The sequence below is a fragment of the Micromonospora tarapacensis genome (assembly GCF_019697375.1).
Taxonomy (GTDB): domain Bacteria; phylum Actinomycetota; class Actinomycetes; order Mycobacteriales; family Micromonosporaceae; genus Micromonospora; species Micromonospora tarapacensis.
This window is the reverse complement of record NZ_JAHCDI010000004.1, coordinates 1,830,045-1,854,133: the sequence shown is the minus strand read 5'-3', so window position 1 is coordinate 1,854,133 and position 24,089 is coordinate 1,830,045. Positions and strand designations below refer to the sequence as shown.

Annotated in this window: 16 protein-coding genes and 8 pseudogenes; 12 read left to right on the top strand and 12 right to left on the bottom strand. The window is 73.8% G+C overall.

The features are described from left to right. The first annotated feature begins 28 nt into the window (after nt 1-28). The 4 genes and pseudogenes from kamD (at nt 29) to KIF24_RS14335 (ending at nt 4,171) form a co-directional block, all read left to right on the top strand. Complete coding sequence (gene kamD, locus KIF24_RS14350) at nt 29-1,627, top strand: lysine 5,6-aminomutase subunit alpha (protein WP_221084460.1); 1,599 nt, start codon at nt 29-31, stop codon at nt 1,625-1,627. Next, nucleotides 1,624-2,376, top strand: coding sequence for a lysine 5,6-aminomutase subunit beta (kamE, locus tag KIF24_RS14345; RefSeq protein WP_221084459.1), 753 nt, complete (start codon nt 1,624-1,626; stop codon nt 2,374-2,376). Before kamD ends, kamE begins: the two co-directional genes overlap by 4 nt. Before the next feature lie 76 nt (nt 2,377-2,452). Continuing rightward, the gene (kal, locus tag KIF24_RS14340) at nt 2,453-2,845 is read left to right on the top strand and encodes a 3-aminobutyryl-CoA ammonia lyase (protein ID WP_221084458.1); all 393 of its coding nucleotides are present in this window, start codon (nt 2,453-2,455) and stop codon (nt 2,843-2,845) included. Continuing rightward, nucleotides 2,842-4,171: pseudogene (locus KIF24_RS14335) on the top strand (glutamate mutase L). The gene kal and the pseudogene KIF24_RS14335 overlap by 4 nt, the downstream one beginning before the upstream one ends. Nucleotides 4,172-4,642: 471 nt before the next feature. Here KIF24_RS14335 and KIF24_RS14330 read toward each other — a convergent pair. Continuing rightward, nucleotides 4,643-5,235: pseudogene (locus KIF24_RS14330) on the bottom strand (helix-turn-helix domain-containing protein). Between the two features lie 72 nt (nt 5,236-5,307). Between KIF24_RS14330 and KIF24_RS14325 the strand changes: the two are divergent. The 5 genes and pseudogenes from KIF24_RS14325 to KIF24_RS14305 all read left to right on the top strand — a co-directional run. Continuing rightward, nucleotides 5,308-6,251, top strand: a pseudogene (locus tag KIF24_RS14325) (NAD(P)/FAD-dependent oxidoreductase); the annotation flags it as partial. A 15-nt stretch (nt 6,252-6,266) separates the two neighbouring features. Next, a complete protein-coding gene (locus tag KIF24_RS14320; RefSeq protein WP_230416423.1) occupies nt 6,267-6,887 on the top strand; it encodes an SAM-dependent methyltransferase in 621 nt (206 codons plus the stop codon). 141 nt (nt 6,888-7,028) lie between these two features. After that, nucleotides 7,029-8,653 (top strand): annotated as a pseudogene (gene lnt / locus KIF24_RS14315) (apolipoprotein N-acyltransferase). Between the two features lie 10 nt (nt 8,654-8,663). Further along, complete coding sequence (locus KIF24_RS14310) at nt 8,664-9,464, top strand: polyprenol monophosphomannose synthase (protein ID WP_331461129.1); 801 nt, start codon at nt 8,664-8,666, stop codon at nt 9,462-9,464. Between the two features lie 89 nt (nt 9,465-9,553). Then, entirely contained in the window at nt 9,554-10,102 is a 549-nt protein-coding gene (locus tag KIF24_RS14305) for an FxsA family protein (protein ID WP_221084456.1), read from the top strand. A gap of 67 nt (nt 10,103-10,169) precedes the next feature. On the opposite strand, the gene KIF24_RS14300 is transcribed toward KIF24_RS14305, so the two are convergent. The 9 genes and pseudogenes from KIF24_RS14300 to KIF24_RS32835 all read right to left on the bottom strand — a co-directional run. Beyond that, nucleotides 10,170-10,511: an RNA polymerase-binding protein RbpA gene (locus tag KIF24_RS14300; RefSeq protein WP_221084455.1), complete on the bottom strand. Its 342-nt coding sequence runs from the start codon at nt 10,509-10,511 to the stop codon at nt 10,170-10,172. A 241-nt stretch (nt 10,512-10,752) separates the two neighbouring features. Then, the gene (locus tag KIF24_RS14295; protein WP_221084454.1) at nt 10,753-11,346 is read right to left on the bottom strand and encodes a pyridoxamine 5'-phosphate oxidase family protein; all 594 of its coding nucleotides are present in this window, start codon (nt 11,344-11,346) and stop codon (nt 10,753-10,755) included. 117 nt (nt 11,347-11,463) lie between these two features. Next, a pseudogene (locus tag KIF24_RS33965) lies at nt 11,464-12,599 on the bottom strand (hypothetical protein). A gap of 124 nt (nt 12,600-12,723) precedes the next feature. Then, on the bottom strand, nt 12,724-13,836 hold the full coding sequence (locus KIF24_RS14285; protein WP_221084453.1) for a LacI family DNA-binding transcriptional regulator: 1,113 nt from the start codon (nt 13,834-13,836) through the stop codon (nt 12,724-12,726). After that, nucleotides 13,833-14,753 carry a glycoside hydrolase family 3 C-terminal domain-containing protein gene (locus KIF24_RS32855; RefSeq protein WP_230416420.1) on the bottom strand — a complete coding sequence of 307 codons (921 nt, stop codon included), beginning with the start codon at nt 14,751-14,753 and terminating at the stop codon, nt 13,833-13,835. Before KIF24_RS32855 ends, KIF24_RS14285 begins: the two co-directional genes overlap by 4 nt. A 674-nt stretch (nt 14,754-15,427) precedes the next feature. Further along, nucleotides 15,428-16,279 (bottom strand): annotated as a pseudogene (locus KIF24_RS32850) (glycoside hydrolase family 3 protein); the annotation flags it as partial. 258 nt (nt 16,280-16,537) lie between these two features. Beyond that, the gene (locus tag KIF24_RS32845; protein WP_230416419.1) at nt 16,538-17,140 is read right to left on the bottom strand and encodes an ROK family protein; all 603 of its coding nucleotides are present in this window, start codon (nt 17,138-17,140) and stop codon (nt 16,538-16,540) included. Then, nucleotides 17,086-17,307, bottom strand: a complete 222-nt coding sequence (locus KIF24_RS32840) for a hypothetical protein (RefSeq protein WP_230417264.1) — start codon at nt 17,305-17,307, stop codon at nt 17,086-17,088. Before KIF24_RS32840 ends, KIF24_RS32845 begins: the two co-directional genes overlap by 55 nt. A gap of 311 nt (nt 17,308-17,618) precedes the next feature. After that, nucleotides 17,619-17,795: pseudogene (locus tag KIF24_RS32835) on the bottom strand (sugar kinase); the annotation flags it as partial. Between the two features lie 153 nt (nt 17,796-17,948). Here KIF24_RS32835 and KIF24_RS14270 point away from each other — a divergent pair. The 3 genes and pseudogenes from KIF24_RS14270 (at nt 17,949) to KIF24_RS14260 (ending at nt 21,629) form a co-directional block, all read left to right on the top strand. Next, complete coding sequence (locus tag KIF24_RS14270) at nt 17,949-19,616, top strand: extracellular solute-binding protein (RefSeq protein WP_221084452.1); 1,668 nt, start codon at nt 17,949-17,951, stop codon at nt 19,614-19,616. Nucleotides 19,617-19,776: 160 nt separating this feature from the next. Then, nucleotides 19,777-20,655: pseudogene (locus tag KIF24_RS14265) on the top strand (ABC transporter permease). Then, nucleotides 20,652-21,629, top strand: a complete 978-nt coding sequence (locus KIF24_RS14260; protein WP_221084451.1) for a carbohydrate ABC transporter permease — start codon at nt 20,652-20,654, stop codon at nt 21,627-21,629. The pseudogene KIF24_RS14265 and the gene KIF24_RS14260 overlap by 4 nt, the downstream one beginning before the upstream one ends. Before the next feature lie 119 nt (nt 21,630-21,748). Here KIF24_RS14260 and KIF24_RS14255 read toward each other — a convergent pair whose 3' ends face one another. Together KIF24_RS14255 and KIF24_RS32830 are read right to left on the bottom strand one after the other, a co-directional pair. Next, nucleotides 21,749-23,890, bottom strand: a complete 2,142-nt coding sequence (locus KIF24_RS14255) for a TIM-barrel domain-containing protein (protein ID WP_331461127.1) — start codon at nt 23,888-23,890, stop codon at nt 21,749-21,751. Then, nucleotides 23,887-24,054, bottom strand: a complete 168-nt coding sequence (locus KIF24_RS32830) for a hypothetical protein (RefSeq protein ID WP_230415597.1) — start codon at nt 24,052-24,054, stop codon at nt 23,887-23,889. The genes KIF24_RS14255 and KIF24_RS32830 overlap by 4 nt, the downstream gene beginning before the upstream one ends. Between the last annotated feature and the right edge of the window lie 35 nt (nt 24,055-24,089).

The window sequence follows — 24,089 nt, the reverse complement described above, 5'->3', positions numbered from 1 at the left end:
GCGGCGTCGGGTGGCGGGGGGTGGCGGCGTGACCGGCAAGCTGGATCTGGATCCGGTGCTGGTGGCGCGGGCGCGGGAGTTGGCGCGGGCGGCCGGGCGGCCGGTGGTCGAGTTGGCGCGTAGTCACACCACGGTGTCGGTGGAGCGGGCGGTGCTGCGGTTGGCCGGGGTGGCCGGTGCCGATCCGGACGGGATTCCGTGGGTGAATCGTCTGGTGGACGCGGTGGTCGCGGACGTCGGGTTGGGGCACGGGGTGGCGGGGCCGGTCTTCGACGCGCTCGTTCGGGAGCAGATGACCGATGTGACGTTGCTGGCGCAGAAGGCCGCTGCCGGGTCGGTGCGGTTCGCGGTGCCGTCGGGGAGGGCCGCGACGGTGGCGCGGCGGGCTGCCCGTAGGGCGGTCGGGGTGGGGATCCGGCAGATCGACCGGCTTCGGGCCGAGCGGGAGCGTCTGGTGCGGCGGTACGGGGGTCGGGCGGCGGTGGAGCGTGGGGTGGACGGGCCGGGCGGTGGCGGTCGGCGTCCGTTGATCTATCTGATCGTGGCGACGGGGGACATCTACGAGGACATCCCGCAGGCGCAGGCGGCGGCGCGGGCGGGGGCGGATGTGGTGGCGGTGATCCGGTCGACGGGGCAGTCGCTGCTGGACTACGTGCCGGAGGGGGCGACCCGGGAGGGGTTCGCGGGCACGTACGCCACGCAGGAGAATTTCCGGTTGATGCGGGCGGCGCTGGACTCGTCGTCGAAGGAGTTGGGCCGGTATGTGCGGCTGACGAATTACGCGTCGGGGTTGTGCATGCCGGAGATGGCGATCCTGGCGGGTCTGGAGCGTCTGGACATGATGCTCAACGATTCGATGTACGGGATTCTGTTCCGCGACATCAATCCGGTTCGGACGTTCGTGGACCAGCGGTTCTCCCGGCAGGTGCACGCGCGGGCGGGGATTGTCATCAACACCGGTGAGGACAACTACCTCACCACCGCCGACGCGGTGGAGGAGGCGCACACGGTGACGGTGTCGCAGCTGCTCAACGAGTACTTCGCGCACGAGGCGGGGTTGGCGGACTGGCAGTTGGGGTTGGGGCACGCGTTCGAGATCAACCCGGAGGTGCCGGAGTCGTTCCGGTTGGAGTTGGCGCACGCGTTGCTGGCGCGGGAGTTGTTTCCGGACGCGCCGTTGAAGTGGATGCCGCCGACGAAGCACATGACCGGTGACGTGTTCCGGGGCAACCTTCTGGACGGGTTCTTCAACCTGGTGGGTGCCATGACCGGGCAGGGGATCCTGTTGGTGGGGATGATGACCGAGGCGGTGGTGACGCCGTGGTTGTCGGATCGGGACATCGCGTTGCAGAACGTGCGGTACGTGTTGGGTGCGGCGGGCGGTTTGCACGAGGATTTCCTGCCGGCGCCGGGCGGGTTCATCCAGCGGCGGGCGCATCGGGTGCTGGGTGAGGCGGTGCGGTTGCTGGAGCGGATCGGTGAGCAGTCGTTGTTGACGGCGATCGCCGAGGGCACGTTCGGGATCATGAAGCGGCCGGCGGATCGGGGTAAGGGTCTGGCCGGGGTGGCGCGGCATGAGGTGGACTACTACAACCCGGCCACCGAGATTCTGGAGCGGCCGGTATGAGCGGGGCGGTCGTGCGGCCGTACGGGGACACCACCGGTGACGGCATGGTGCAGGTGTCGTTCACGTTGCCGGTGCCGCATGACAAGCGGGCCGAGGGTGCGGCGGTCCAGTTGGCGAACCGGATGGGTATCGATCCGGCGTTGCTGGTGCACGCGAAGCAGATGGGTGGCGGGTTCACCTTCTTCGTGGTGTACGGGCGGGTGAACCATCTGGTGGATCTGTCGGCGGTGCGGGTGGTGGAGCGGGACTTTCCGCTGCTGAGCGCCAGGGAGGTGAACGCGGTGGTGAAGCGGCGGTTGCGTCGCAAGCTGTCGGTGGTGGGGGCGTGCATCGGCACGGACGCGCACACGGTGGGCATCGACGCGATCCTCAATGTGAAGGGCGTCGCGGGGGAGAAGGGCCTGGAGTACTACCGGGAGTTGTCGGTGACGAACCTGGGGGCTCAGGTCAGCGTGCCGGAGTTGGTCGAGGCGGCGCGGGTGGCGCGGGCCGACGCGGTGTTGGTGTCACAGGTGGTGACCCAGCGTGACGCGCATCTGCACAACACGAGGGAGATGTCGGCGGCGTTCCGGGAGGCGCTGCCGGCGGGCCGGCGGCCGTTGCTGATCGTGGGTGGGCCGCGGTTCGACGAGTCGCAGGCCGCCGAGTTGGGGGTGGATCGGATCTTCGGTCGGGGCACCACGCCGGGTGAGGTGGCGTCCTATCTGGTCCACGCGTTGGTCACGGACAGGAAGGCGAGGTCGGCATGAGCGAGCGTCAGCGAGTGCATCATCAACGCGGTGTCGTGGTGCCTCGTGGCGGCACGAGGCGCCGCGGAGTGCCGTCATGAGTGACGCGCGGTTGGGTTTGACGGTGACGCATCGGCGGTATGTGCCGTATTCGCACGCGCACTACGCGGGGAACCTGGTCGACGGGGCGTACGCGTTGGGTCTGTTCGGGGATGTGGCCACGGAGGTGTGCATCCGGACCGACGGTGACGAGGGGCTGTTCGCCGGGTATGCCGAGGTTCGGTTCCACGCGCCGGTGCGGGCCGGTGACGTGGTGGAGGTGACCGGTCGGGTCAGCCGGGTGGGTGAGCGCAGCCGCACGGTGGAGCTGAGGTGTGTGGTGGTGTGTCGGGGTCGCCCGGACCGGGGTGGGTCGGCCGCGGAGGTGCTCGATCCGCCGGTGGTGGCGGTGACGGCCACCGGCACGGTGGTCGTGCCCGCGTCGGCGTGAACGTCGCGGTCTGCGCCGACGTCGGTTCGACGTACACGAAGGTCGCGGTGGTGGACCTCGACGGTGGTGGGTTGGTGTCGGCGGCGGCGGCGCCGACCACCGTGGATTCCGATGTGCTGCACGGCCTGGACGCGGCGGTCGCGGCCGCCACGGCCGGGTTGGGGTGCGGCGATGTGCCGTGGTTCGTGTGCTCGTCGGCCGGTGGTGGGTTGCGGCTGGCCGTTGTCGGCTACGAGTCGCTGGTCACCGCGCAGGCGGGCCGGCGGGTGGGTCTGTCGGCGGGGCGGACGTGGTGCACGTGGCCGCCGGGCGGCTGGGTCGGGCGGAGCTGACGGCGTTGCGGGCGGCGCGCCCGGACGTGGTGCTGCTGGTGGGTGGCACCGACGGTGGGGACGCCGAGACGTTGACCCACAACGCGACCCGCCTGGCGCGGGCCCGGTGGCGGGTGCCGGTGGTGCTCGCCGGCAACGTCGAGGTCCGGGACGGGTTGCAGGCGGTGTTGGCTGCCGCGGGGGTGCCGGTGACGGTGGCGGAGAATGTGCTGCCCCGCATCGGGGTGCTGGCGGCGTCGTCGGCGCGGTCGGCGATCCGGCGGGTGTTCCTGCGGCATGTCATCGGCGGCAAGCGGTTGTCGCGGGGTGGCCGGTTCGTGCGGCTGGTGCGGGCGGCGACCCCGGACGCGGTGCTGACCGGGGTGGAGAGCCTCGCCGACGTGGTCGGTGGTGACCTGGTGGTGGTCGATGTGGGTGGCGCCACCACGGACGTGTATTCGGTACTGACTCCCGACGAGCGGGCCGGTGGGCCGGGTCGGGAGGTGGCCGGCGCGTTGTGGCGGGCCCGGACCGTCGAGGGTGACCTGGGGTTGCGGTGGAGTGCCCCGGGGGTGGTGCGTGCCGCGGCCGAGGAGCGCCTCGTGGCGGCGGGGAGCGGGAGGGGTTGGCGGCGGCTGCGGTGGCCCGGGCGGCGGTGCCGGGGTTCCTGCCGGTCGACGACGCCGGGCGGGCGGTGGACGCGCGGATCGCGGCGTTGGCGGCGACGGTGGCGCTGCGCCGGCACGCCCGTGGGGTGGGCACCGGGGAGCGGGTCGGGCGGGATCTGCGGGACGTGCGGCTGCTGGTCGGTTCGGGTGGGGTGTTGCGGCATGCCCGGGGCGACGACGCGGTGGGGGTGCTGGCGGCGGTGTTGGCTGATCACGCCGGTGGGTGGGCGTTGCCCCGGGCGGCGCGGCCGGTGGTCGACACCGACTACGTGCTGGCCGCAGCGGGACTGCTGGCGGCGGAGCATCCGGTGGCGGCCAGGGCATTGCTGCGGCCCCTGATCGGCTGAGGGTGCCCCGGGTGTCGTGCGGCTCGGGCGGTTGGTGGTGGCGGTGCGGGCGCCGGGTTCGTCCGGTCTGCCGGTGCGACACGCCGAGGGGGCGCGACGACTCGTCGGTGGTGGGTTGACAAGGTCGGGGGTCTGCCACGTACCGTCTTTGAGTCCTACCACGGGAAGCGGCTGCTGTTCGCTTCGTCCCTTCGTCCGCTGGCCGAGCGACATGGTGCATGTTCAGTCGCGGCGGCCAGGTCCAGCGGGCGGGGGTCGGCGGGGCGGCGCGAACCGGCCGCAGTTACCGGTGTACGGGCAGGGTGGGGTGCACGGCCAGTAGACAACGGCCCGACGGGGGCAGCCAGTCGCCGTCCGGTCGGTCCGAAGGTCGACGTGCCACATCCCGCCGCACCGGCCGGGAGGGGCCTGGGAGCATCGGGGCGCGGCGTACGCCGCGCCCCGACTTCGTCTCCGTGCACCGCCTGAGGGTCAGGTGCCGGTCGTGCCGGTGGCGGGGCGGGCCCGCACGTGCAGTCGTTCACCCTGCGGGCCGAACAGGTTGAGCACCTCGGCGGGTTCCGGATCGGGGTTGGCCACGCAGTGCGGTACCCGGGTGTCGAACTCGGCGACCTCGCCGGCGACGAGGATCAGGTCGTGTTCGCCGAGGCGCAGCCGGAGGCGGCCGGAGAGCACGTACAGCCACTCGTAGCCCTCGTGGGACTGTGGCTGCGGGTCGGCGGGGGTGTGGGGTGGCAGGATCTGCTTGAACGCCTGTAGGCCGCCGGTGCGGCGGGTCAGCGGCAGGAACGTGATGCCGTGGCGGACGATGGGGCGGGCGCGGACCCGGGGTCGCCGACGGCCGGCGCGCCGACCAGTTCGTCGAGCGGCACCTGGTGGGCGCGGGCGAGCGGCAGCAGCAGTTCCAGGGTGGGGCGGCGTTGCCCCGATTCGAGCCGGGACAGGGTGCTCACCGAGATGCCGGTGGTGTCGGCGAGTTCGCTCAGGGTGGTGCCGCGGTGTTTACGCAGGGCCCGCAACCGGGGACCCACCGCCGCCAGCACCGCCGCCTCCTCGTTTGCCATAGCGGCAAGATTACTTGTCGTCTTCCGGCGGTCGATGCAGGCTGTGGGCAACTGAGCGACGAGGGGGACCAGATGGACGACCGGTACGACGTGGTGGTGGTCGGCGGCGGTGCCGCCGGACTGGCCGGGGCGGTGGCGCTGGCCCGGGCGCGACGCACGGTGCTGGTGGTGGATGCAGGTCAGCCGCGCAACGCTCCCGCCGCCGGGGTGCACAACTATCTCGGCCGGGAGGGGACGCCCCCGGCCGAGCTGGTGGCGGCCGGCCGGGACGAGGTCGCCGGCTACGGCGGGCAGATCGTGGCCGGGCGGGTCGACGCGGTCGCCCGCGACGGGACCGGCTTCGTCGTCACGGTCGACGGCGGGCGCGCGGTGCGGGCCCGGCGGCTGCTGGTGACCACCGGGCTGGTGGACGAGTTGCCCGAGGTGCCGGGGCTGACCGAGCGGTGGGGCCGCGACGTGCTGCACTGCCCGTACTGCCACGGCTGGGAGGCCCGGGACCGGCGCATCGGGGTGCTCGCCACCGGGCCGCTCGCCGCACACCAGGCACAGCTGTGGCGGCAGTGGAGCCCGCACGTGCGGCTGCTGCTGCACGACGCGGCGCAGCCGGGGCCGAGGAGGCCGAGCGGCTGGCCGCGCGGGGCATCGCCGTCGTACCCGGCCGGGTCGCCGCGCTGGAGGTGGTCGACGACCGGCTCACCGGGGTGCGGTTGGCCTCCGGCGAGGTGGTCGAGCTCGACGCGGTGGTGGTCGCGTCGCGGATGACCGCCCGTTCGGCGTTGCTGGAGTCGCTCGGGCTGACCCCGGTCGACGTGGAGAACGCCGGTCATGTCGTCGGGCGGCAGATCCCGGCCGACGCGACCGGCGCCACCGCCGTGCCGGGTGTCTGGGTGGCCGGCAACGTCGCCGACGTGTCCGCCCAGGTGATCCGCGCCGCCGGCGCCGGCATGACGGCCGCAGCGATGATCAACATGGATCTGGTGGCGGAGGACACCCGCGACGCGGTGACCGAGCACCGGCGGCAGCGGGAGGTCATGTTCACCGAGGTGGCCTGGGAGGAGCGCTACCGCTCCGCACCGGTGGTGTGGAGCGGCCGGCCGAACCGGCAACTGGTCGCCGAGGTGGCAGGGTTGGCCCCCGGCCGGGCCCTGGACGTGGGCTGTGGCGAGGGCGCCGACGCGGTGTGGCTGGCGCAGCGGGGCTGGCGGGTCACCGCGGTGGACATCTCCACCGTCGCGCTGGCGCGGGCCGCCGCCCACGCGGACGCCGCCGGCGGCGAGGTGGCCGGGCGGATCGAGTGGAGCCACGCCGACCTGCGGCGGCAGCCACCCGCGGCGGGCGCCTACGACCTGGTGTCGGCGCAGTTCATGCACCTGCCGCCGGAGCAGCGGCGGGAGCTGTTCACCCGGCTCGCCGACGCGGTGGCACCGGGTGGCCGGCTGCTGATCGTCGGGCACCACCCGTCGGACCTGTGGACCACGGTGCACCGCATGCACTACCCGGAGATGATGTTCACCGCCGAGCAGGTCGCCGCGGAACTGGACCCGGCGCGCTTCGAGGTGCTGGCGGCCCAGGCCCGGCCCCGGTCGGTGGTGGATCCGGACGGCCGCGACAGCACGGTCCACGACGCCGTCCTGCTGACCCGCCGCCGGTAGCCGGTTCGGCCCCGGCCCCGTCTGGGCCGCCCGCCGGTCGGCCAGGCAGGCGGGCAGCGGGTGGGAGCCGGTGGCGGGCGGCGCCGCGGGCGGCGGGGTCGGCCAGGTAGCCTTCGGCGCGTGATCGCGCCCGAAACGCCCGTGACGACCGTGGACCGCGCCGACCCGGCGGACCGGCGCGGGCGCCCCGACCCGGTGCGCCTGCCGGTGGCCGTGGCGATGGCGGTGGCGGCCGGGTTGGCGCTGCTGGTGGCCTTTCCCCGTACGGGTGGTGGCCGCTGGCGCCGGTCGGCGTGGCGCTGCTGGCCGCCGCGACCCACCGGCGCCGGCTGCGTGCCGGCGCCGGCCTGGGTTTCCTGACCGGTCTGGCCCTGTTCGCGCCGTTGCTGGCCTGGACGAACCTGCACACCGGCTACCTGCCGTGGGTGCTGCTGTCCCTGCTACAGGCGGGCTACCTGGCGCTGCTGGGCCTGGCCACGGCGTGGGTGTCGCCGCTGGCCGACCGGGTGCCGGCCGGGTGGCCGGCACTGACCGGTGTGCTGTGGGTGGGGCAGGAGGCGCTGCGCGACCGGACTCCGTTCGGCGGGTTCCCGTGGGGGCGGCTGGCCTTCGGCCAGGACGGCTCGCCCCTGCTGCGGCTGGCCGCGCTGGGCGGTGCGCCGCTGGTGACGTTCGCGGTGGCGCTGACCGGTGGGCTGCTCGTCACCGGTGCCTGGTGGGCGGTCCGGTCCCGCCGCGGCGCGACCGACGGCCGGTGGTGGGTGCCCGCGGCCGGGTGCGCCGCCGCGGTGGTGCTGCTGCTCGCCGGTGGGCTGCTGGTGCCGGTCGCCACGACCCGCCCCGGCGGGACCGTCACGGTGGCCATCGTGCAGGGCAACGTGCCGCGGCTGGGGCTGGACTTCAACGCCCAGCGGCAGGCGGTCCTCGACAACCACGCCGACGCCACCATCGCGCTGGCCGGCGAGGTGGCCGCCGGCACCCGGCCCCGACCCGACCTGGTGGTGTGGCCGGAGAACTCCAGCGACATCGACCCGCTGCGCAACCCGGCCGCCGGCAGCCGGATCTCGGCCGCCGCGGACGCCGTCGGCGTGCCGATCCTGGTCGGCGCCGTGCTGGTCGGGCCGGAGCGGGGACAGGTGCGCAACGCGGGGCTGCTGTGGCGCCCGGGCAGCGGACCCGACCTGGAGCAGCTGTACACCAAGCGGCATCCGGTGCCGTTCGCCGAGTACGTGCCGCTGCGCCGGATCGCCCGCCTGGTCAGCGACCAGGTGGACCGGGTACGGGCCGACTTCGTCGCCGGCACCGCACCGGGGGTGGTGGACACCGGTGCGACGGTGCTCGGCGACGTGATCTGTTTCGAGGTCGCCTACGACGGGCTGGTCCGGGACACCGTCGTCGGCGGGGCGCAGTTGCTGGTGGTGCAGACCAACAACGCCACGTTCGACGTGGCCGAGGCGCGTCAGCAGCTGGCCATGGTGCGGCTGCGGGCGGTCGAGCACGGCAGGCCGGCGTTGATGGCCTCGACGGTCGGGGTGTCCGGGTTCGTCACCCCCGACGGGCGGGTAAGCGACGCCACCGGGTTCAACACCCGCGCGGTCGTGGTGCGGCAGCTGCGGCTGACCGAGGGAAGCACGCTGGCCACCCGGGTCGGGGTGCTGCCGGAGGTGGCACTGGCCGGGCTGGCCGTGGCCGCGCTGGCCGGCGCGGCGGTGCTGCGGCGACGGTGGGGCGGCCGACCCGGACAGGCGGCCGGCGGCCCGGGGTGAGGGGGCAGCGGTGGTGCACAGGACCGACATCCGTGCGGTGGTGACCGGAGTGGGCCGGGTGCTGGTGGTCATCCCGACCTACGACGAGGCCGACAACGTCACGGCGATCGTGCGACGGGTCCGCGAGGCCGCGCCGCAGGTGGAGATCCTCGTCGCCGACGACAACAGCCCCGACGGCACCGGCGAGATCGCCGAGGGCATCGCCCGCGCCGACCAGCGGGTGCACGTGCTGCACCGGGAGGGCAAACAGGGCCTCGGCGCGGCGTACCTGGCGGGTTTCGCGTGGGCGCGGCAGCGTGGCTTCGACGCCGTGGTGGAGATGGACGCCGACGGCTCACACGCCCCGGAGGATCTGCCGGCGCTGCTGGCCGCGGCCCGCGACGCCGACGTGGTGATCGGGTCGCGGTGGACCCGCGGCGCCCGGGTGGTCAACTGGCCGTTGCGGCGGCTGTTGCTGTCGCGGTGCGGCAACCTGTACGCGCGGCTGGCGTTGGGTATGCCGGTGGCCGACGCGACCGGCGGTTACCGGGTCTACCGGGCGAGTGTGCTGGAGGCTCTGGACCTGGAGTCGGTGTGCTCGCAGGGATACTCGTTCCAGGTGGAGCTGTCCCGGTTGGCCCACCGCGCCGGTGCGCGGATCGTGGAGGTGCCGATCACGTTCGCCGAACGGGAACGCGGCGCCAGCAAGATGAGCCCGCTGATCGTGGCCGAGGCGCTGTGGCGGATCACCGGCTGGGCGGTGCGTGACCGGCGTACGGCGATGCGGCGCGGGTTGCTCGGCGCCACGGCGGGACAGGCCCGATGGCCGTGAGCGCAGGCGTGTCATGCTGGATGGACGGGGCGCCTGCGCCCGCCGGGTGTGGCGGAGTCGACGAGACGCCGTGAGGCGGATGGGGTGATATGCGCCGAGCACTGAGGTTCGTACCGTTGGCCCTGCTCGTGTCCGTGGCCGCGGAGCTGGCCGTGTTCGTGGTGGTGGGCCGGGCGATCGGCTTCGGCGCGGCGACCCTGCTGGTGTTCGCGGCCTCGCTGGTGGGGCTGGTGCTGCTGCGCCGGGAGGGCATCCGGGCGTGGCGGGGTTTCCGGGAGGCCGCGCAGTCCGGCCGGCCGCCGGGTCGGCAGGTGACCGAGGGGCTGGTGGGGTTGCTCGGTGCGCTGCTGCTGGCAACCCCCGGGCTGGTCAGCGGCCTGGTGGGGCTGGTGTTGCTGGTGCCGCCGGTGCGGCGGCTGGCCCGCGGTGGGATGCAGCGGGCCGCTGAGCGCCGGGTGTCGTCGATGGCCGCCGGGGACATGTTCGGCCCGCGCCGGGTACGGGTGTACCGGGGCGCGCCCGAGCAGCCGGCCGCGGCCCCGCCCCAGCCGACCGGCCCGTCGCCGCAGTCGGCCCCGCGGCCGGTGGACGATGCGGGGGCCATCGAGGGAGAGATCGTGGAGCCGCGCAACGGCTGAGCGAGCCGCCCACACGCACGACGGCGCCCCCGGGAGAACTGTCCCGGGGGCGCCGTCGTGATGTGACTCAGGCGCGACCGCGGCGGGTGCGGACCTCCTGCAGCCGCTCGGCGAGGATCTCCTCCAGCTCGGCGATCGAGCGGCGCTCCAGCAGCATGTCCCAGTGGGTGCGCGGCGGCTTGGCCTTCTTCTGCTCCGGCTCGTTGCCGTCGACCAGCCGGGCCACGCTGCCGTCGAACTTGCACTCCCAGGTGGTCGGCACCTCGGCGTCGACGGCGAACGGCACCTCGAACTGGTGTCCCTTCGCGCACAGGTACTCGCGGGTCTGCCGCGGCGCGAGCTCCGTGTTGCGGTCGGATTCGTAGCTGACCGCGCCCAGCCGGCTACCGCGCAGCATGCGCTCGCCCATGATCGACTTCCCCTCTTCGGTGGTGCTGGTCCTGTCGGTGTAACGGTCCGCCTGCGCCGGGCCATTCCCCACGCCCCACGCGGGCCCGCTCCCGCGGGTGCGAGGTCAAGGGTAACCGGCCATCACGCACGCCCGGCGGGGTCGTCCCGGCCGGGTCGTCTCGGCGGACCGCCGCCGCCAGCGGAATCGTACCGGCCCGGGCGCACCCACGGTCGCGGCGGCGGGTGACGCGCCGGGGACGTCAGCCGGCCCGCGGGGTCGGCGGCAGTGGCAACGGCAGGCCGGGCAGGCCGTCGATGCTGGTGGCGATGTCGTCCTTGCCCGCGAAGTAGGTGCCCAGCGACACGTCGTCCTCCCGGGCGAACCGCCGGGCGTGCAGGTCCCGGTCGCCGTCGTAGGTCATCAACGGCACCGCGTAGCCGCAGGTGTCACGGATCAGCCGGGCGTGCACCACGATGATCGCCCGCAGCCCGTGCCCGCTCGGGTCGATGTCCGGAAAGCTCGCCAGCAGGCCCGGGAAGCGGGGGTCGTCGCGGAACACCGGCTCACCGTGGCCGTGCACCCGCACGATGGTCGGCGGGCCGGAGAAGGCGCACCACATCAGGGTGATCCGGCCGTTCTCCCTCAGGTGGGCGATGGTTTCGGCGTTGCTGCCGGCGAAGTCCAGGTAGGCGACGGTCCTCTCGTCGAGCACGGCGAGGCAGCCGCGCAGGCCCTTCGGGGACAGGTTGACCGTGCCGTCGCCGCCCAGCGGCGCGGTGCCGGTGAAGAACATCGGCTGTGCCTCGATGAACTCCCGTAGCCGCCCGTCGATGCGTTCATACCTTTTACCCATGACACCATCGTCCCCCGCCGCCCCGACACCCGACGCCCGCGGCGATCATGCGCCTGTGGTCGTCGAGACGTACCGTCGGCGGCTTTCGTCGCCGCCACACCTGTGATCGGCGCCGGGTCAGGGGGTGGGGGCGAGGCGGGCCAGGGCGGCGGCGAGGTCGCCGACCTGGCCGACGAGTTGCGCCACCGCTGCCGGGCCTCGTCGCGGTCGGCCTCGACCTCGCGTAGGCGTGCGGTCAGCTGGGCCACCTGACCCTCGGCGGCGCTCCCCGCCGCGCGGGCGGCCTGCAGGTCGGTGTGCAGCGGTTCCAGGCGGGCGGTGACGGCGGCCAGTTCCTCGCCGGCCTGCCGGGCCGCCTGCTGCGCCCGGGCACGATCGGCGTCGGCCCGCGCGTGGGCCGCCCCGGCCCGCTCGGCGTCGGCGCGGGCCGCGTCGGCCCGCGCGTCGGCCTGCTCGGCCTCGGTGCGGGCCCGCGCGGCGTCGGCGCGGGTCTGCTCGGCGTCGACCCGCAACTGTCCGAGGTCGACCCGCAACTGCGCGGCCTGCGCGCTCGCCTCGGCGGCGGTGCGTGCGGCGCGCCGGGCGTCGGCGCGGCCGGCGTCCCGTTCGGCGGTCAGCTCGGTGGCCCGGCGCCGTTCGGTGTCCAGGTCGGCGCGCAGCGACGCCACCTGCGCGCGCAGGCCGTCCCGGTCGGACTCGGCCTGCGCCCGCAACGCCTCCGCGGCGGCCGCCGCCCGGCGTGCCTCGTCGCGGGCCACCTCCGCCCGCTCGGCGCGGTCGGTGGCCGCCGCCGCCAGCTCGCCGGCCCGGACGGCGTCGACCTGGGCGGCGTCGCGTTGCGCCGTCGCGGCCTGCGCCTGCCGGCGGTCCCGCTCGGCGCGCGCGGCGGCGTCCTCGGCCGCCAGCAGCGCCTCGTCGCGTTCCGTCTGCGCCGCCGCGACCGCGCGCGCGGTCTCGGCGCGGACCTGGGCCAGCTGCCGTTCCACACCGGCCGGGGACAGCTCGGCGTGCAGCGCGTCGGTGAGGGTCTCCACGATCTGGTCGAGCCGGTCCACCGCCTCCCAGGTGCGGGCCACCTGGCCGGGCAGGCCCGGGGCGTTGCGGTGGCGCATCCGGCTGTTGCGGGAGGCCCGTTGGCAGGCCCCGTCGTTGTCGCGGCAGTACCGGAAGGGGCGGCCGGCACCGGCACGTTGCGGCACGTCGCGTCCGCAGTGGGCGCAGGAACGGATGTCGGGGGCGGGCTGGTCGTCCATCGAACGGGCAGTCTAGTGGGCGGCCGGCCGTGCACCATGATCCCGTACTCACCGTTGCCCGACAGGAACGCGTCCTCCCAGATGACGGCCGGGGCGGTGGCCCAGATCCGGTGGACCGGCCCGGTCACCGCGCCACCGTCGGGCCGCCGTACCCCACGGCCGCCCGCGCGGCCGTGGCCGTGCCGTCCAGCGCCGCGGCCGGTCCGGCGGCCGTGGCCGTGCTGTCCCGGACGGTCAGCCGGGGTTGCAGCAGCGTCACCTCCGGCACCGGCTCGTCGTGCAGCCTGCGCATCAGCAACGACACCGCCTGCCGGCCGATCTCCTCGGCGGGCACCGGCACCGAGGTCAGACGGGGACTGGCGTGCTCGGCGAACTGGTCCGGGCAGACGGCCACCACCGACACGTCCTGCGGCACCCGCCGACCCAACGCCACCAGCGTCGCCTGCACCGGACCGACCGCCGCCTCGTTCTGCACCACCAGACCGGACAGTCCGGGATGCTGCGCGAACAGGTCGACCACCCGGCGGTGCACCTCGGCGGCGTTCTCCTCGCAGGCCAGGGTCAGCGCGTCGACACCGTGCCGGGCCGCCGCCTCGACCACGCCGGCCCGGGTGCGGTGTGCGAACCCGGTGCCCCGGTCGTAGACGGCGGCCGGGGCACCGAGCAGCGCGACACGCCGGTGCCCCAGCCCCGCCAGATGCTCCACGCACACCTGGCCGGCCCGATGGAAGTCCAGGTCCACACAGGTCAGCCCGTCCGTGCCGGCGGGCAGGCCGATCAGCACGCTGGGTCGACCCAGCTCCCGCAGCAGCGGGACCCGCACGTCGTCCAGCTCCACGTCCATCACCAGGACCCCGTCGACCAGGGCGCCGGCCGCGATGCGTCGGAGCCCTGCCGGGCCCTCGTCGGAGGTGAGCAGCAGCACGTCGTGGTCGTGCCGGCGGGCAGCGGTCACCACGGCCGTGGCGAACTGCATCACCACCGGCACCTGGATGCCCGAGCGTAGCGGCAGCACCAACGCGATCACGTTGGCGCGTCGGCTGGCCAGTGCCCGCGCCCCGGCGTTCGGGTGGTAGCCGAGCAGCCGGATGCTGGCCATCACCCGGTTGCGGGTCAGCTCGGAGATGGCCCGTTTGCCGCTGAGCACGTACGACACGGTGCTCACCGCGACACCGGCGTGCCGGGCCACGTCGGCGATGGTGGGCTGGCCGGACGGCACCCGTCCCCGCCGGCTCACCGGGCGCCGCTCGCGGCGCGCAGCCGCGACGGCCGCCCCGCCGGCTCGCCGCGTACCGCCACGGCGCCGACCAGCCGCACGTCGGCCGCAGAGCGCCCGACCAGCACGGTGTGCGTGGCATCCTCCACCACCAGGGCATCCCGCTCGGCGTCCCACCAGCCCAGCTCGGCGGTGCGCAGCCGCAGGGTGACGGTGCGCCGCTCACCGGGGGTGAGGACGATCCGGGCGAAGTCGCGCAGTTGCCGCAACGGCTGCTTGACCCGGGAACGCCGCTGCCGGGTGTACAGCTGCACCACCTCCTCGCCGGCCCGGCCGCCGGTGTTGGTGACGTCCACGCGCACCTCGACCTCCTCGCCGGCGATCGCGCTGGCGGTGCTCAACCGCAGGTCGGTGTAGTCGAACCGGGTGTAGGAGAGCCCGTGGCCGAACGGGTACAGCGGCTCGCCCCGGTAGTACAGGTAGGTGGAGTCGGCGCCGATCACGTCGTAGTCGAGCAGGTCGGGCAGGTCCGCGGCGTCGGCGTACCAGGTCTGGGTGAGCCGGCCGCCGGGTTCGGCGTCGCCGAGCAGCACGTCGGCCAGGGCGGTGCCGTGCTCCTGCCCACCGTGTGCGGACCACAGCACCGCCGGCAGGTGTTCCTGCGCCCAACCGACGGCGTACGGGTAGCTGCTGGTCAGCACCAGCACGGTGTGCGGGTTGGCGGCGTGCACGGCGCGCAGCAGCGCCTCCTGCCGGGCCGGCAGGGCCAGGTCGACGCGGTCCTCGGTCTCCCGTCCGTTGACCATCGGGTGGTTGCCCAGCGCCACCACGGCCACATCGGCGGCGGCGGCCAGCGCGGCGGCGCGGGCGGCACCGTCGTCGACGAGTTCGATACCGAAGGCGGTGCCGGCCCGCGGGTCGTCGCCGCCGACGCGCAGCCGCCCTCGCCGTCGACGGTGACGTACCGGTCGGTGCCGAGGTGGCGCAGCAGCACGACACCGTCGGGCAGCGGGTCGAACTGGAAGGTCTCCCGGACCACCCAGCCCTCCGGTCCGGGACGGTCGTTGAGCAGGACGCCGTCGTCGCCGGCGCCGACGTGCCGGCCGTTGCCGGCGGCGCGCAGCGCCACCGTGTCGCGTCCCCAGTCGAACACGTCGAACCAGGCGGGGTCGGCGCCGACGGTGAGCGGACCGCCGTCCGCGGTGTCGACGCAGCTCACGTACTGCTCGCCGACGCGCAGGGCGATCCGGTCGGTGCCCGGATGGGTGGTGACCTCGGCCAGTCGCCCGGCCAGTGCCTGGTAGGCGGTGACCGCGTACGGCAGGGTGCCGCTGTACCAGTCCTGCTGGACGACGTCGGCCAGCGGGCCGAGTACGGCGATCCGCGGCCCCGGCGCGAGCGGAAGCAGCCCGCGGTTGCGCAGCAGCACGATCGACTGGCGGGCGGCCTCGCGGGCGAGTTCCCGGTGCGCCGGACAGTCGACGACGTCCGGGCCGGTCACGGCGTACGGGTCGGTGTCCGGCGGGTCGAGGTCACCCAGGCGCAGCCGGAGGGCGAGCACGCGGCGGACCGCGCGGTCCACGTCCGACGCGGTGATCAGCCCTCGGGCCAGGGCCTCGGTCAGCCGGCCACGGGTCGGGGCGCTGTCGCTGTCGTCCTCGGTGAAACTGTCGATGCCGGCGCGCAACGCGGCGGCGAACCCGCTGACGTGGTCGGGCAGGTGGCCCTGCACGCCGGCGAGGTTGCTCACCGCGCCCGCGTCGCCGACGACCAGCACGTCGTTCGGCGCCCACCGGCGCAACTCGCCGTCGATCAGCGGGCTCAGGTGGGCCGGCACCCCGTCGACCAGGTTGTAGGAGGCCATCGCGGCAACCGCCGCGCCCGCGGCGAGGGGGGCCCGGAAGGCCGGCAGCTCGTACTCGTGCAGCACCCGCGGCGGCAGGTCGCTGGAGGTGGTGGCCCGGTCGGTCTCGTGGTTGTAGCCGAGGAAGTGTTTGACGGTGGGGGCGGTACGCAGCCGCTGGGGATGGTCGCCGCGCAGACCCTCGGCGTACGCGGTGGCGAGCCGGCCGGTCAGCCACGGGTCCTCGGACCAGCCTTCCTCGTTGCGTCCCCAGCGGGGGTCGCGCAGCGGGTTGACCACCGGGGCCCACACGTTGAGGCCGACCCGCTCGGGGTCGCTGTGGTGCTTGGCGCGTACCTCGTCGCCCACGGCGACACCGACGGCGCGGACCAGGTCGGGATTCCAGCTGCTGGCCAGGCCGACAGCCTGGGGGAAGACGGTGGCCGGGCCGAGCCAGGCGACACCGTGCAGCGCCTCGGTGCCGGTGCGGAACGCCGGCAGGCCGAGCCGGGGGACGGGGGCCTGCCACTGGTGCAGCAGGCCGATCTTCTCCGGCAGGGTGAGCCGGGCCAGCAGGTCGCCGACCCGGTCGCGGGGTGCGGGCGTGGGGTGGTCGGTCATGGTGGATCGCCTTCCAGTGCCCGGCGCGCCGGAGGTCGAAGCGCTTCGACGGCGGATGGCCGAGCGGCATCGCAGGTCATGGTGGATGACGGTCGTCGGCCCGGACGCTGGCGAAGCGCTTCGACAAACCGTGGAAAGCAAGCCGCTCCGAATGCCCGAACGGAACGGCTTGCTTCGAGGTTGGCACCCACGACGGATCGGGTCAAGACTCGACGAGGTGGCGGCCCGCCCCGGCCGCGCCGACGGGGCCGGGACGGATCAGCGGGCGGGCAGGCGTCCCGCCTCCACGGCGGCCAGCGCGGCGGTGGCACCTCCGAGGGCGGCGGCCGGATCCAGTGTGGAGGCCTCCAGCCGGCAGCCGCCGGCGCCGGGCGCGTGAACCCGGGCGGCCAGCTCGGACCGGGCGGCCGGCAGCAGCCAGGGTGCCAGGGCCGCGAAGTGGTCGCCGAGCACCACCGCCTCCGGGTTGAGCAGGTCGACCAGGACCGCCACGCCGCGACCGAGGTGCCGGCCGGTCTCGGCCAGCCCGCTGCACACGGTGGGGTCGTCCTGCCGGGCCAGGGCGACGATGCGCTCCAGTTCCGGCAGGTAGTCGACGACCTGGCCGTCGACCTCGGCGTCGGGCAGCAGCCGGCGCACCACGGCGGGCAGGCCGACCAGGGCACTCAGGCAGCCGCGTGTCCCGCAGGCGCAGGCCGGGCCCGACGGGTCGAGCGGCAGATGCCCGACCTCGCCGGCGAAGCCGCGCCCGCCGCGCAGCGGCCGGCCGGCGGCGATGATGCCCGCGCCGATGGTGATCCCGCCGGTCAGGTGCACCAGGTCGGTCGTGCCGGCGTACGCACCGTGCCGCTGCTCGGCCAGGGCGGCGAGGTTGGCGACGCTGTCGACGCCGACGGTGAAGGTCGGCTCCGCAGCGCGGCCTGCAGGTCGGCCGCGACCGGGACGTCGCGCCAGCCGAGGGCGGTGGCCAGTGGCACGGCGCCGGCCGCGTCGACCAGCCCGGGCACGCCGACGGTGAGACCCAGCACGGCGCGGCCCTGCGTGGTGACCCGCCCGATCGCCCGGCGGGCCAGCGCGGCCAGCGCGGCCAGCGTCTCGGCGGGGAGGCGGCGGTCGCGGCGAAGGCCCGCCGCCAGGTGAGCAGCCGGTTGCCGGCCAGGTCGATGGCGACGGCCGCCAGCTCGTCCGCACCGATCTGCAGGCCCAGGGCGGCGAACGGCTCGCCGTCGAGCACGAGCATCGTCGCCGGCCGGCCGACCCGGTTCTCGGTCAGCCCGGTCTCGCGGACCAGCCGTTGTCCGATCAGCTCGGTCACCAGGCTGGAGACGGTGGCCTTGTTGAGCCCGGTGCGGGCGGCGATGTCGGCTCGGGAGCAGGGGGCGTGTAGGCGTACGTGCCGCAGCACCACCGCCCGGTTGGCGACCCGCACGTCGCCCAGATCGGTCGCCTGCGGCTCGTTGTCGATGCTGATCACGATCTGCCCGCTCCCTGCGCCGGTGTCGCGGCGCGCGTCCATCATCGCGTACCGCGCTGGCGGGACCGACCAGGCCGCCCGCCCTGTCTTGTGGGACGGATTACCGTCGATTACTTTGTTCGGCTAGAACCCCAACTAATCCTAGCTGGAGTCTCCTGCTCAGCAAACCACCACCGAACACGAAGGGAGTGCGCCGTGAAGCCTTCCCTGCCGGGCGCATCCACCGACCGCCGGACCATGCTGCGGCTGCTCGGCCTCGGTGCCGCCGCGACCGTCGGCGGCACCACCCTGGCCGGGTGCAGCAAGGAGGCCGGCAGTCAGGGCAGTGCCACCGGCGCCGACGCCATCCGCTCCGTGCTGCCCACCTACCAACGGGTCGAGCTGCTCAAGCCGGACATCGCCGGCGAGGGACCGATCCCCGACGGATACCTCAGCTACCCGAGCCGACTCGTCGACGCGGTCACCGAGGCACCGGGGCGGGGCGGCCCACCGATCCGGACGATGAGCCCCTGGTGGGGACCGGCCCCGCCGCCGCTGGGCCGCAACGCGTACCTGGCGGCGGTCAACGGCCGACTCGGCGTGGAGGTCGACCCGAGCCTGCAGGACGGCAACCTGTACGCCGACAAGCTCAACGCCATGCTCGGCGCCCGGGACGTGCCCGACCTGCTGTCCGCCCCGAACTGGGAGGTCGACAAGGTCGCGCGATTCTCCGACGCGGTCAAGGCGCTGTTCACCGACCTCACCGACCACCTCAAGGGCGACGCCGCCGCGAAGTACCCGTACCTGGCCTCGCTGCCGACCGGTTCCTGGGAGTACTCGGTCTGGGGCGGACGGCTGTACGCGGTGCCGTTTCCCACCGACGGGCCGTTCGCCTACGCCCTGTTCCACCGCAGGGACCTGCTCGCCCCCGCCGGCCTGGCCGCACCGACCACCCCGGAGGAACTGTACGAGTTCGGCAAGAAGGCCACCGACCCGGCCAAGGGGGTGTGGGCCTTCGGCAGCGTCTTCGAGATGGTCCAGCAGCTCTTCGGCTGCCAGCAGACCTGGCGCAAGGCGCCCGACGGCGGCCTGGAGCACAAGTTCGAGAACCCGGCCTTCGCCGCCGCGCTGGAGTTCACCGCCCGGCTGTTCGCCGAGGGCCTGGTGCACCCGGACACCCTGGCCAGCAAGGGCGCCGACGAGAAGCAGCTGTTCAAGGCGGGGAAGATCCTGATGTACCAGGACGGGCTCGGCGCCTGGCAGGGCATGCAGAGCGAGCGGGTCAAGGAACTGCCCACCTTCGACATGCAGCCCCTGCCGGTCTTCGGCGCCAGCGGCACGCAGCCGGTCATCTGGGGCGGTGAGAAGCCGGTCTTCTACACCTTCCTCAAGAAGGACCTGCCTCCCGAGCGGGTCGACGAGCTGCTGCGGGTGCTCGACTGGTGCGCGGCGCCCTTCGGCAGCCGGGAATTCGAACTGCGCGAGTACGGCGCGGAGGGGCAGCACTTCACCCGGGGCACCGACGGCACACCGACCCCGACCGAGCTGGGCCGCACGGAACTGGGTGCCCAGTACACCCACATCGGTGGCCGGGTGCCGGTCAAGGTACGCAGCGGTGACACCCCGGACTACGTGCAGGACTACATCGGCTACTACCGCAAGCACATCGACTCGATGGAGAAGGACCTGTTCGCCGGGATCAAGCTGGAACTGCCGGCGAACTGGTCGAAGATCATCCAACCTACCGACGACAAGATCCGCGACATCGTGCGGGGCCGCCGCCCGGTCGGCGACCTCGAACAGGTGCGCAGGGAGTTCATGGACTCCGGCGGCGAAGAGGGGCGCGCGTTCCACGAGAAGGCGCTCGCCGACAACGGCCGGTGAGCATGCGAACGCGGCACCGGGAAACGCCGGCGTGAGCGCCCCCACCGTCACACCGACGCCCGGCCGGCAGACACCGGCCGGGCGTCCGCCGCCGCGCCGCACCCGGCGGGGCCGGCGTACGCTGCGCGCCCGGCTGCGCCGGGACTGGCCGCTGCTGGCGATGGCCGCGCCGGCGGCGGCGCTGCTGCTGGTCTTCCACTACCTGCCGACCCTGGGCAACATCATCGCCTTCCAGGACTACAACCCGTTCGTCGGCGACGATCCCGTGGACGCGTTCCTCCACAGCGAGTGGATCGGCTTCGGCAACTTCGAGGCACTCTTCCGCGACCCGGCGTTCTGGGACGCGGTGCGCAACACGCTGACCATCACCGCCTTCCAGCTGGTCTTCTTCTTCCCCCTGCCGATCCTGCTGGCGCTCCTGCTCAACAGCGTCGTCTCCGGCCGGGTGCGCGGCTTCGTGCAGAGCGTGGTCTACCTGCCGCACTTCTTCAGCTGGGTGCTGGTGGTGACGTTCTTCGTGCAGATGCTCGGCGGGGCCGGGCTGCTGGCCCAGGAGATGCGCCAGGCCGGCCTGGAGCCCTGGGAGATCATGACCAACCCGGACACCTTCATCGTGCTGGTGACCGCCGAGGCGGTGTGGAAGGACCTCGGCTGGGGTGCGATCGTCTTCCTGGCCGCGCTGTCGGCCATCGACCAGAATCTGTACGAGGCGGCGGCGGCCGACGGTGCCGGCCGGTGGCGCCGGTTGTGGCACATCACCCTGCCCGGCCTGCGGCCGGTGATCGTGCTGCTGCTCATCCTACGACTCGGCGACGCGCTGTCGGTCGGCTTCGAGCAGTTCATCCTGCAACGCGAGGCGGTCGGGCGGGAGGCCGCCGAGGTGCTCGACACCTTCGTCTACTACCAGGCGATCAGCACCCAGCAGTGAGGGCTCGGCGCCGCGGCGGGCCTGTTCAAGGCGGTGGTCGGGCTGGTGCTGATCCTCACCGCGAACAAGATCGCCCACCGGCTGGGCGAGCAGGGGGTGTACTCGAAATGACCGCACGGGTCAGTGGCGCCGGCCCGGCGCCGGCGTCGCCCGCGAGCGCGTCCCCGCCACCTCGTCGACGGCGGCGGTCGGGCCGACCGGTCTGGGAGGGCCCGTCCTCGGCGCCCGGCACGGTCGCCGGGGCGGTCGTGCTCGCCCTGCTGGTGGCGGCGGTGCTGGTGCCACTGTGGGCGGTGCTGGTCACCAGCCTGGCCTCCCGGGGTACCATCGACGAGGCGGGCGGCATGGTGATGGTGCCCCGGGAGATCGACCCGTCGGCGTACATCACCATCTTCAGCGGCGGCGACGTGACCCGGGCCGTGTGGATCAGCACCATGGTCACCGTGCTCGGCACCACGGTCAGCCTGGTGCTCACCGTGCTCGCCGCGTACGGGTTGTCGCGACCCGGCTCGGTGGCCCACCGGAGCCTGCTCTTCTACTTCCTGCTCACCTTCCTGATCTTCCCCGGGCTGGTGCCGAGCTACCTCGTGGTCACCGGGCTGGGACTCAAGGACAGCATCTGGTCGCTGATCCTGCCCAGCGCGATCAGCGTGTTCAACCTGGTGGTGATCCGGGCGTTCTTCATGAACGTGCCGGCCGAGCTGCTCGACAGCGCCCGCATCGACGGCGCCGGTGAACTGCGCATCCTGACCCGGATCGTGCTGCCGCTGTCCCGGGCGGTGATCGCCGTGGTCGGGCTCTTCTACGCCGTCGGCTACTGGAACGTGTACTTCAACGCGGTGCTCTACATCGACTCGAACGACAAGTTCCCGATCCAGCGGGTGCTGCAGAGCTACATCCTGGCCGGACAGTCGCCGAACGTCTCCGGTACGGCGGTGAACCTGCCCGGGGTGACCGCGTACCCACCGACGCTCGCGGTCAAGATGGCGGTGGTGGTGGTGACGGTCGTCCCCGCCGTGATCATCTATCCGTTCGTACAGCGGCACTTCACCAAGGGCGTGATCACCGGGGCGGTGAAGGGCTGACCGGGTCGCTGCGGGCGGGTCCGGCCCCGTCCCGCGGGGCGCCCGGCCCCGTCCAGTGCCGGGCGCCGCGCGGGACGGTCAGCCCGGCGCGGGGAAGAGCCCCGCGAAGGGCACGACGGTCACCACCGCACCGTTGAGCAGTGACCGGGCCGGTCGGTCGGCGTCGCCGACCCCCGCGAGAGCCAACTGCCCCACCCGCAGCGGCCCCCGGGTCCGAATCCGCAACTCCTCGCCGTCGCGGACCGCCTCGATGATCGTGTCGCCGTCGACGTTGTGCACCACCGTGTGCCCGTCCACCGCCCCCCAGCTGACCAGGGTGACGTCCCGGAACGGCCCGTCGCCGACCGTGGCGCCCGGGGCGACCAGCGGCAGCAGCGCCCCCGGCGGACGTACAGCGGCATCCGGGACAGCGGCACCGCCACCCGCAGGTGCCGGCCGCCCGGGTGCCGTTCGCCGCTGCTGGCGTCCAGCCAGTCGTCGCCCGCGGGCAGGTAGACGTCGCGCCGGCCGGACGGACCGGTGACCGGCGCGACCAGCAGGTCAGTGCCGAGGCGGTACTGCAGGTCGGTGGTCCAGGCCGTCGGGTCGTCCGGCGTGTCGAGCAGCAGGGCACGCATCATCGGTACGCCGGTGGCAGCCGCCTGCACCGCCGCCGACCAGAGGTACGGCATCAGCCGGTAGCGCAGCCGCAGCGCGTCGACCGCGAGCCGTTCCGCCTCGGCCGGAAAGTCCCAGGGCAGCCGGCTGGTGGTGCCGTGCAACCGGATCAGCGGTGACAGCGCGCCGAACTGCGACCAGCGGACGTAGAGCTCGGGCTCGGGGGTGCCGTGGAACCCGCCGGTGTCGTGACTCCAGAACGGCATCCCGGACAGGCCGTGGCACAGCCCGCCGCGCATCGTGCTGGCCAGCGCCGGCCAGGTGGCGTTGGCGTCTCCGCTCCACTGCGCGCTGTGCCGCTGCCCACCCAGGTACGACGAGCGGGCCCAGACCGCCCGGTGGCCGGCCACCTCGTCGGTGACCCCGGCGACGACGTCGTTGTAGAGCAGGGCGTACACGTTGTGCAGTTCGACGCCGGTCATCCCGTTGTGGGCCACCGCGTCGGCCGGCACGCCCTCGGCGAAGTCGGTCTTGAACACCGCCACGCCCTGCTCCAGCAGCGGGCGCAGCAGCCCGGTGAACCACCCGACCGCCTCCGGGTTGGTGAGGTCCACGATGGCCGAGGCCGGATAGCTGCCGTGCCACACGTCGGCGACGTACGTGGTGCCGTCGGGCCGGCGCAGGAAGTAGCCGGCCCGCTCGGCGTCGGCGTACAGCGGGCTCGCCGTCATCAGGTACGGGTTCGTCCACAGGCAGACCCGGAACCCCTGCCCGGCGAGCGTACGCAGCATCCCGGCCGGGTCGGGAAACGCCTCGGCGTCCCACCGCAGGTCCGACCAGTTCCCGGCGACCTGCCAGTAGCAGTCCAGGTGCAGCACGTCGCAGGGGACGTCCCGCTCGCGGATGCGGGCCGCCCGATCCAGCACCTGCTGCTGGCTGTCGGGATAGAAGCCCGAGGAGATCCAGGTGCCGAAGGTCCATCGGGGCGGCAGGTACGGCCGGCCGGTCAGCCGGGTCAGGCGGCCCAGCACCTCGGCGGGGGAGGGCCCGGCCAGCACGTAGTAGTCGAGCAGCTCGTCGGGGACCAGGATCTGCACCGCGCTGTGGGTCGACTGGCAGACGTCGAACTGCACCGGCAGCCCGCTGTCGACCAGCATTCCGTAGCCCCGGTTCGACAGGTAGAAGGGCACGTTCTTGTGCGCCCGGTCGGACTCGCTGCCGAACGCGTCGAAGTTCCACATCAGGGCGCGCTGGCCGCGCTTGTCCAGCGGGGTGAACTTCTCGCCGAAGCCGACGAACCGTTCGTCGCCCGGCGCGACGAAGCTCTCGTGCCAGGCGACCCGGACCCCGTCGGCCGTGGAGTGTCCGAACGGCAGGGTGCGCCGCCGGCCGCTGATGTCGACCGTACCGGCGTCCTGCTCGAGCAGGGGTGAACCGTCGGGGCGCAGGAACCGGATCCGGAACGGGTCGAGCCGGATCTCGGCGACCACCGCACCGGCGTCGACGTGCACGTACCGGTCGTCGGCGGTGACCATGGCCGGGTGGGCGCGTGGCCGGACCAGCGGCATGACGCGGGCGGAGCGGCTGCGGGCCCGGGGATCCTCGGCGAGGCGTACCCGGATCACCCCGTCGCCGGCCGCGTCCACCCGCACGACCGCGGTCACCCCGTCGGCCAGCGCGGCCTTGAACGTCGCGCCGTGGGGTCGGTGCCGGCGACCTCGGCCCGGCTCACCACGGCCGGGCCGCCCTCGCCGGGGGCACGCACGGGCAGGTCGGGTGGGTCGGCGACGAAGGTCTCGTACGGCACCAGGGGCGGTCGGTACGGCATCGGCGTCTCCTCGACGACGTTCGGGCGGTGCCGAC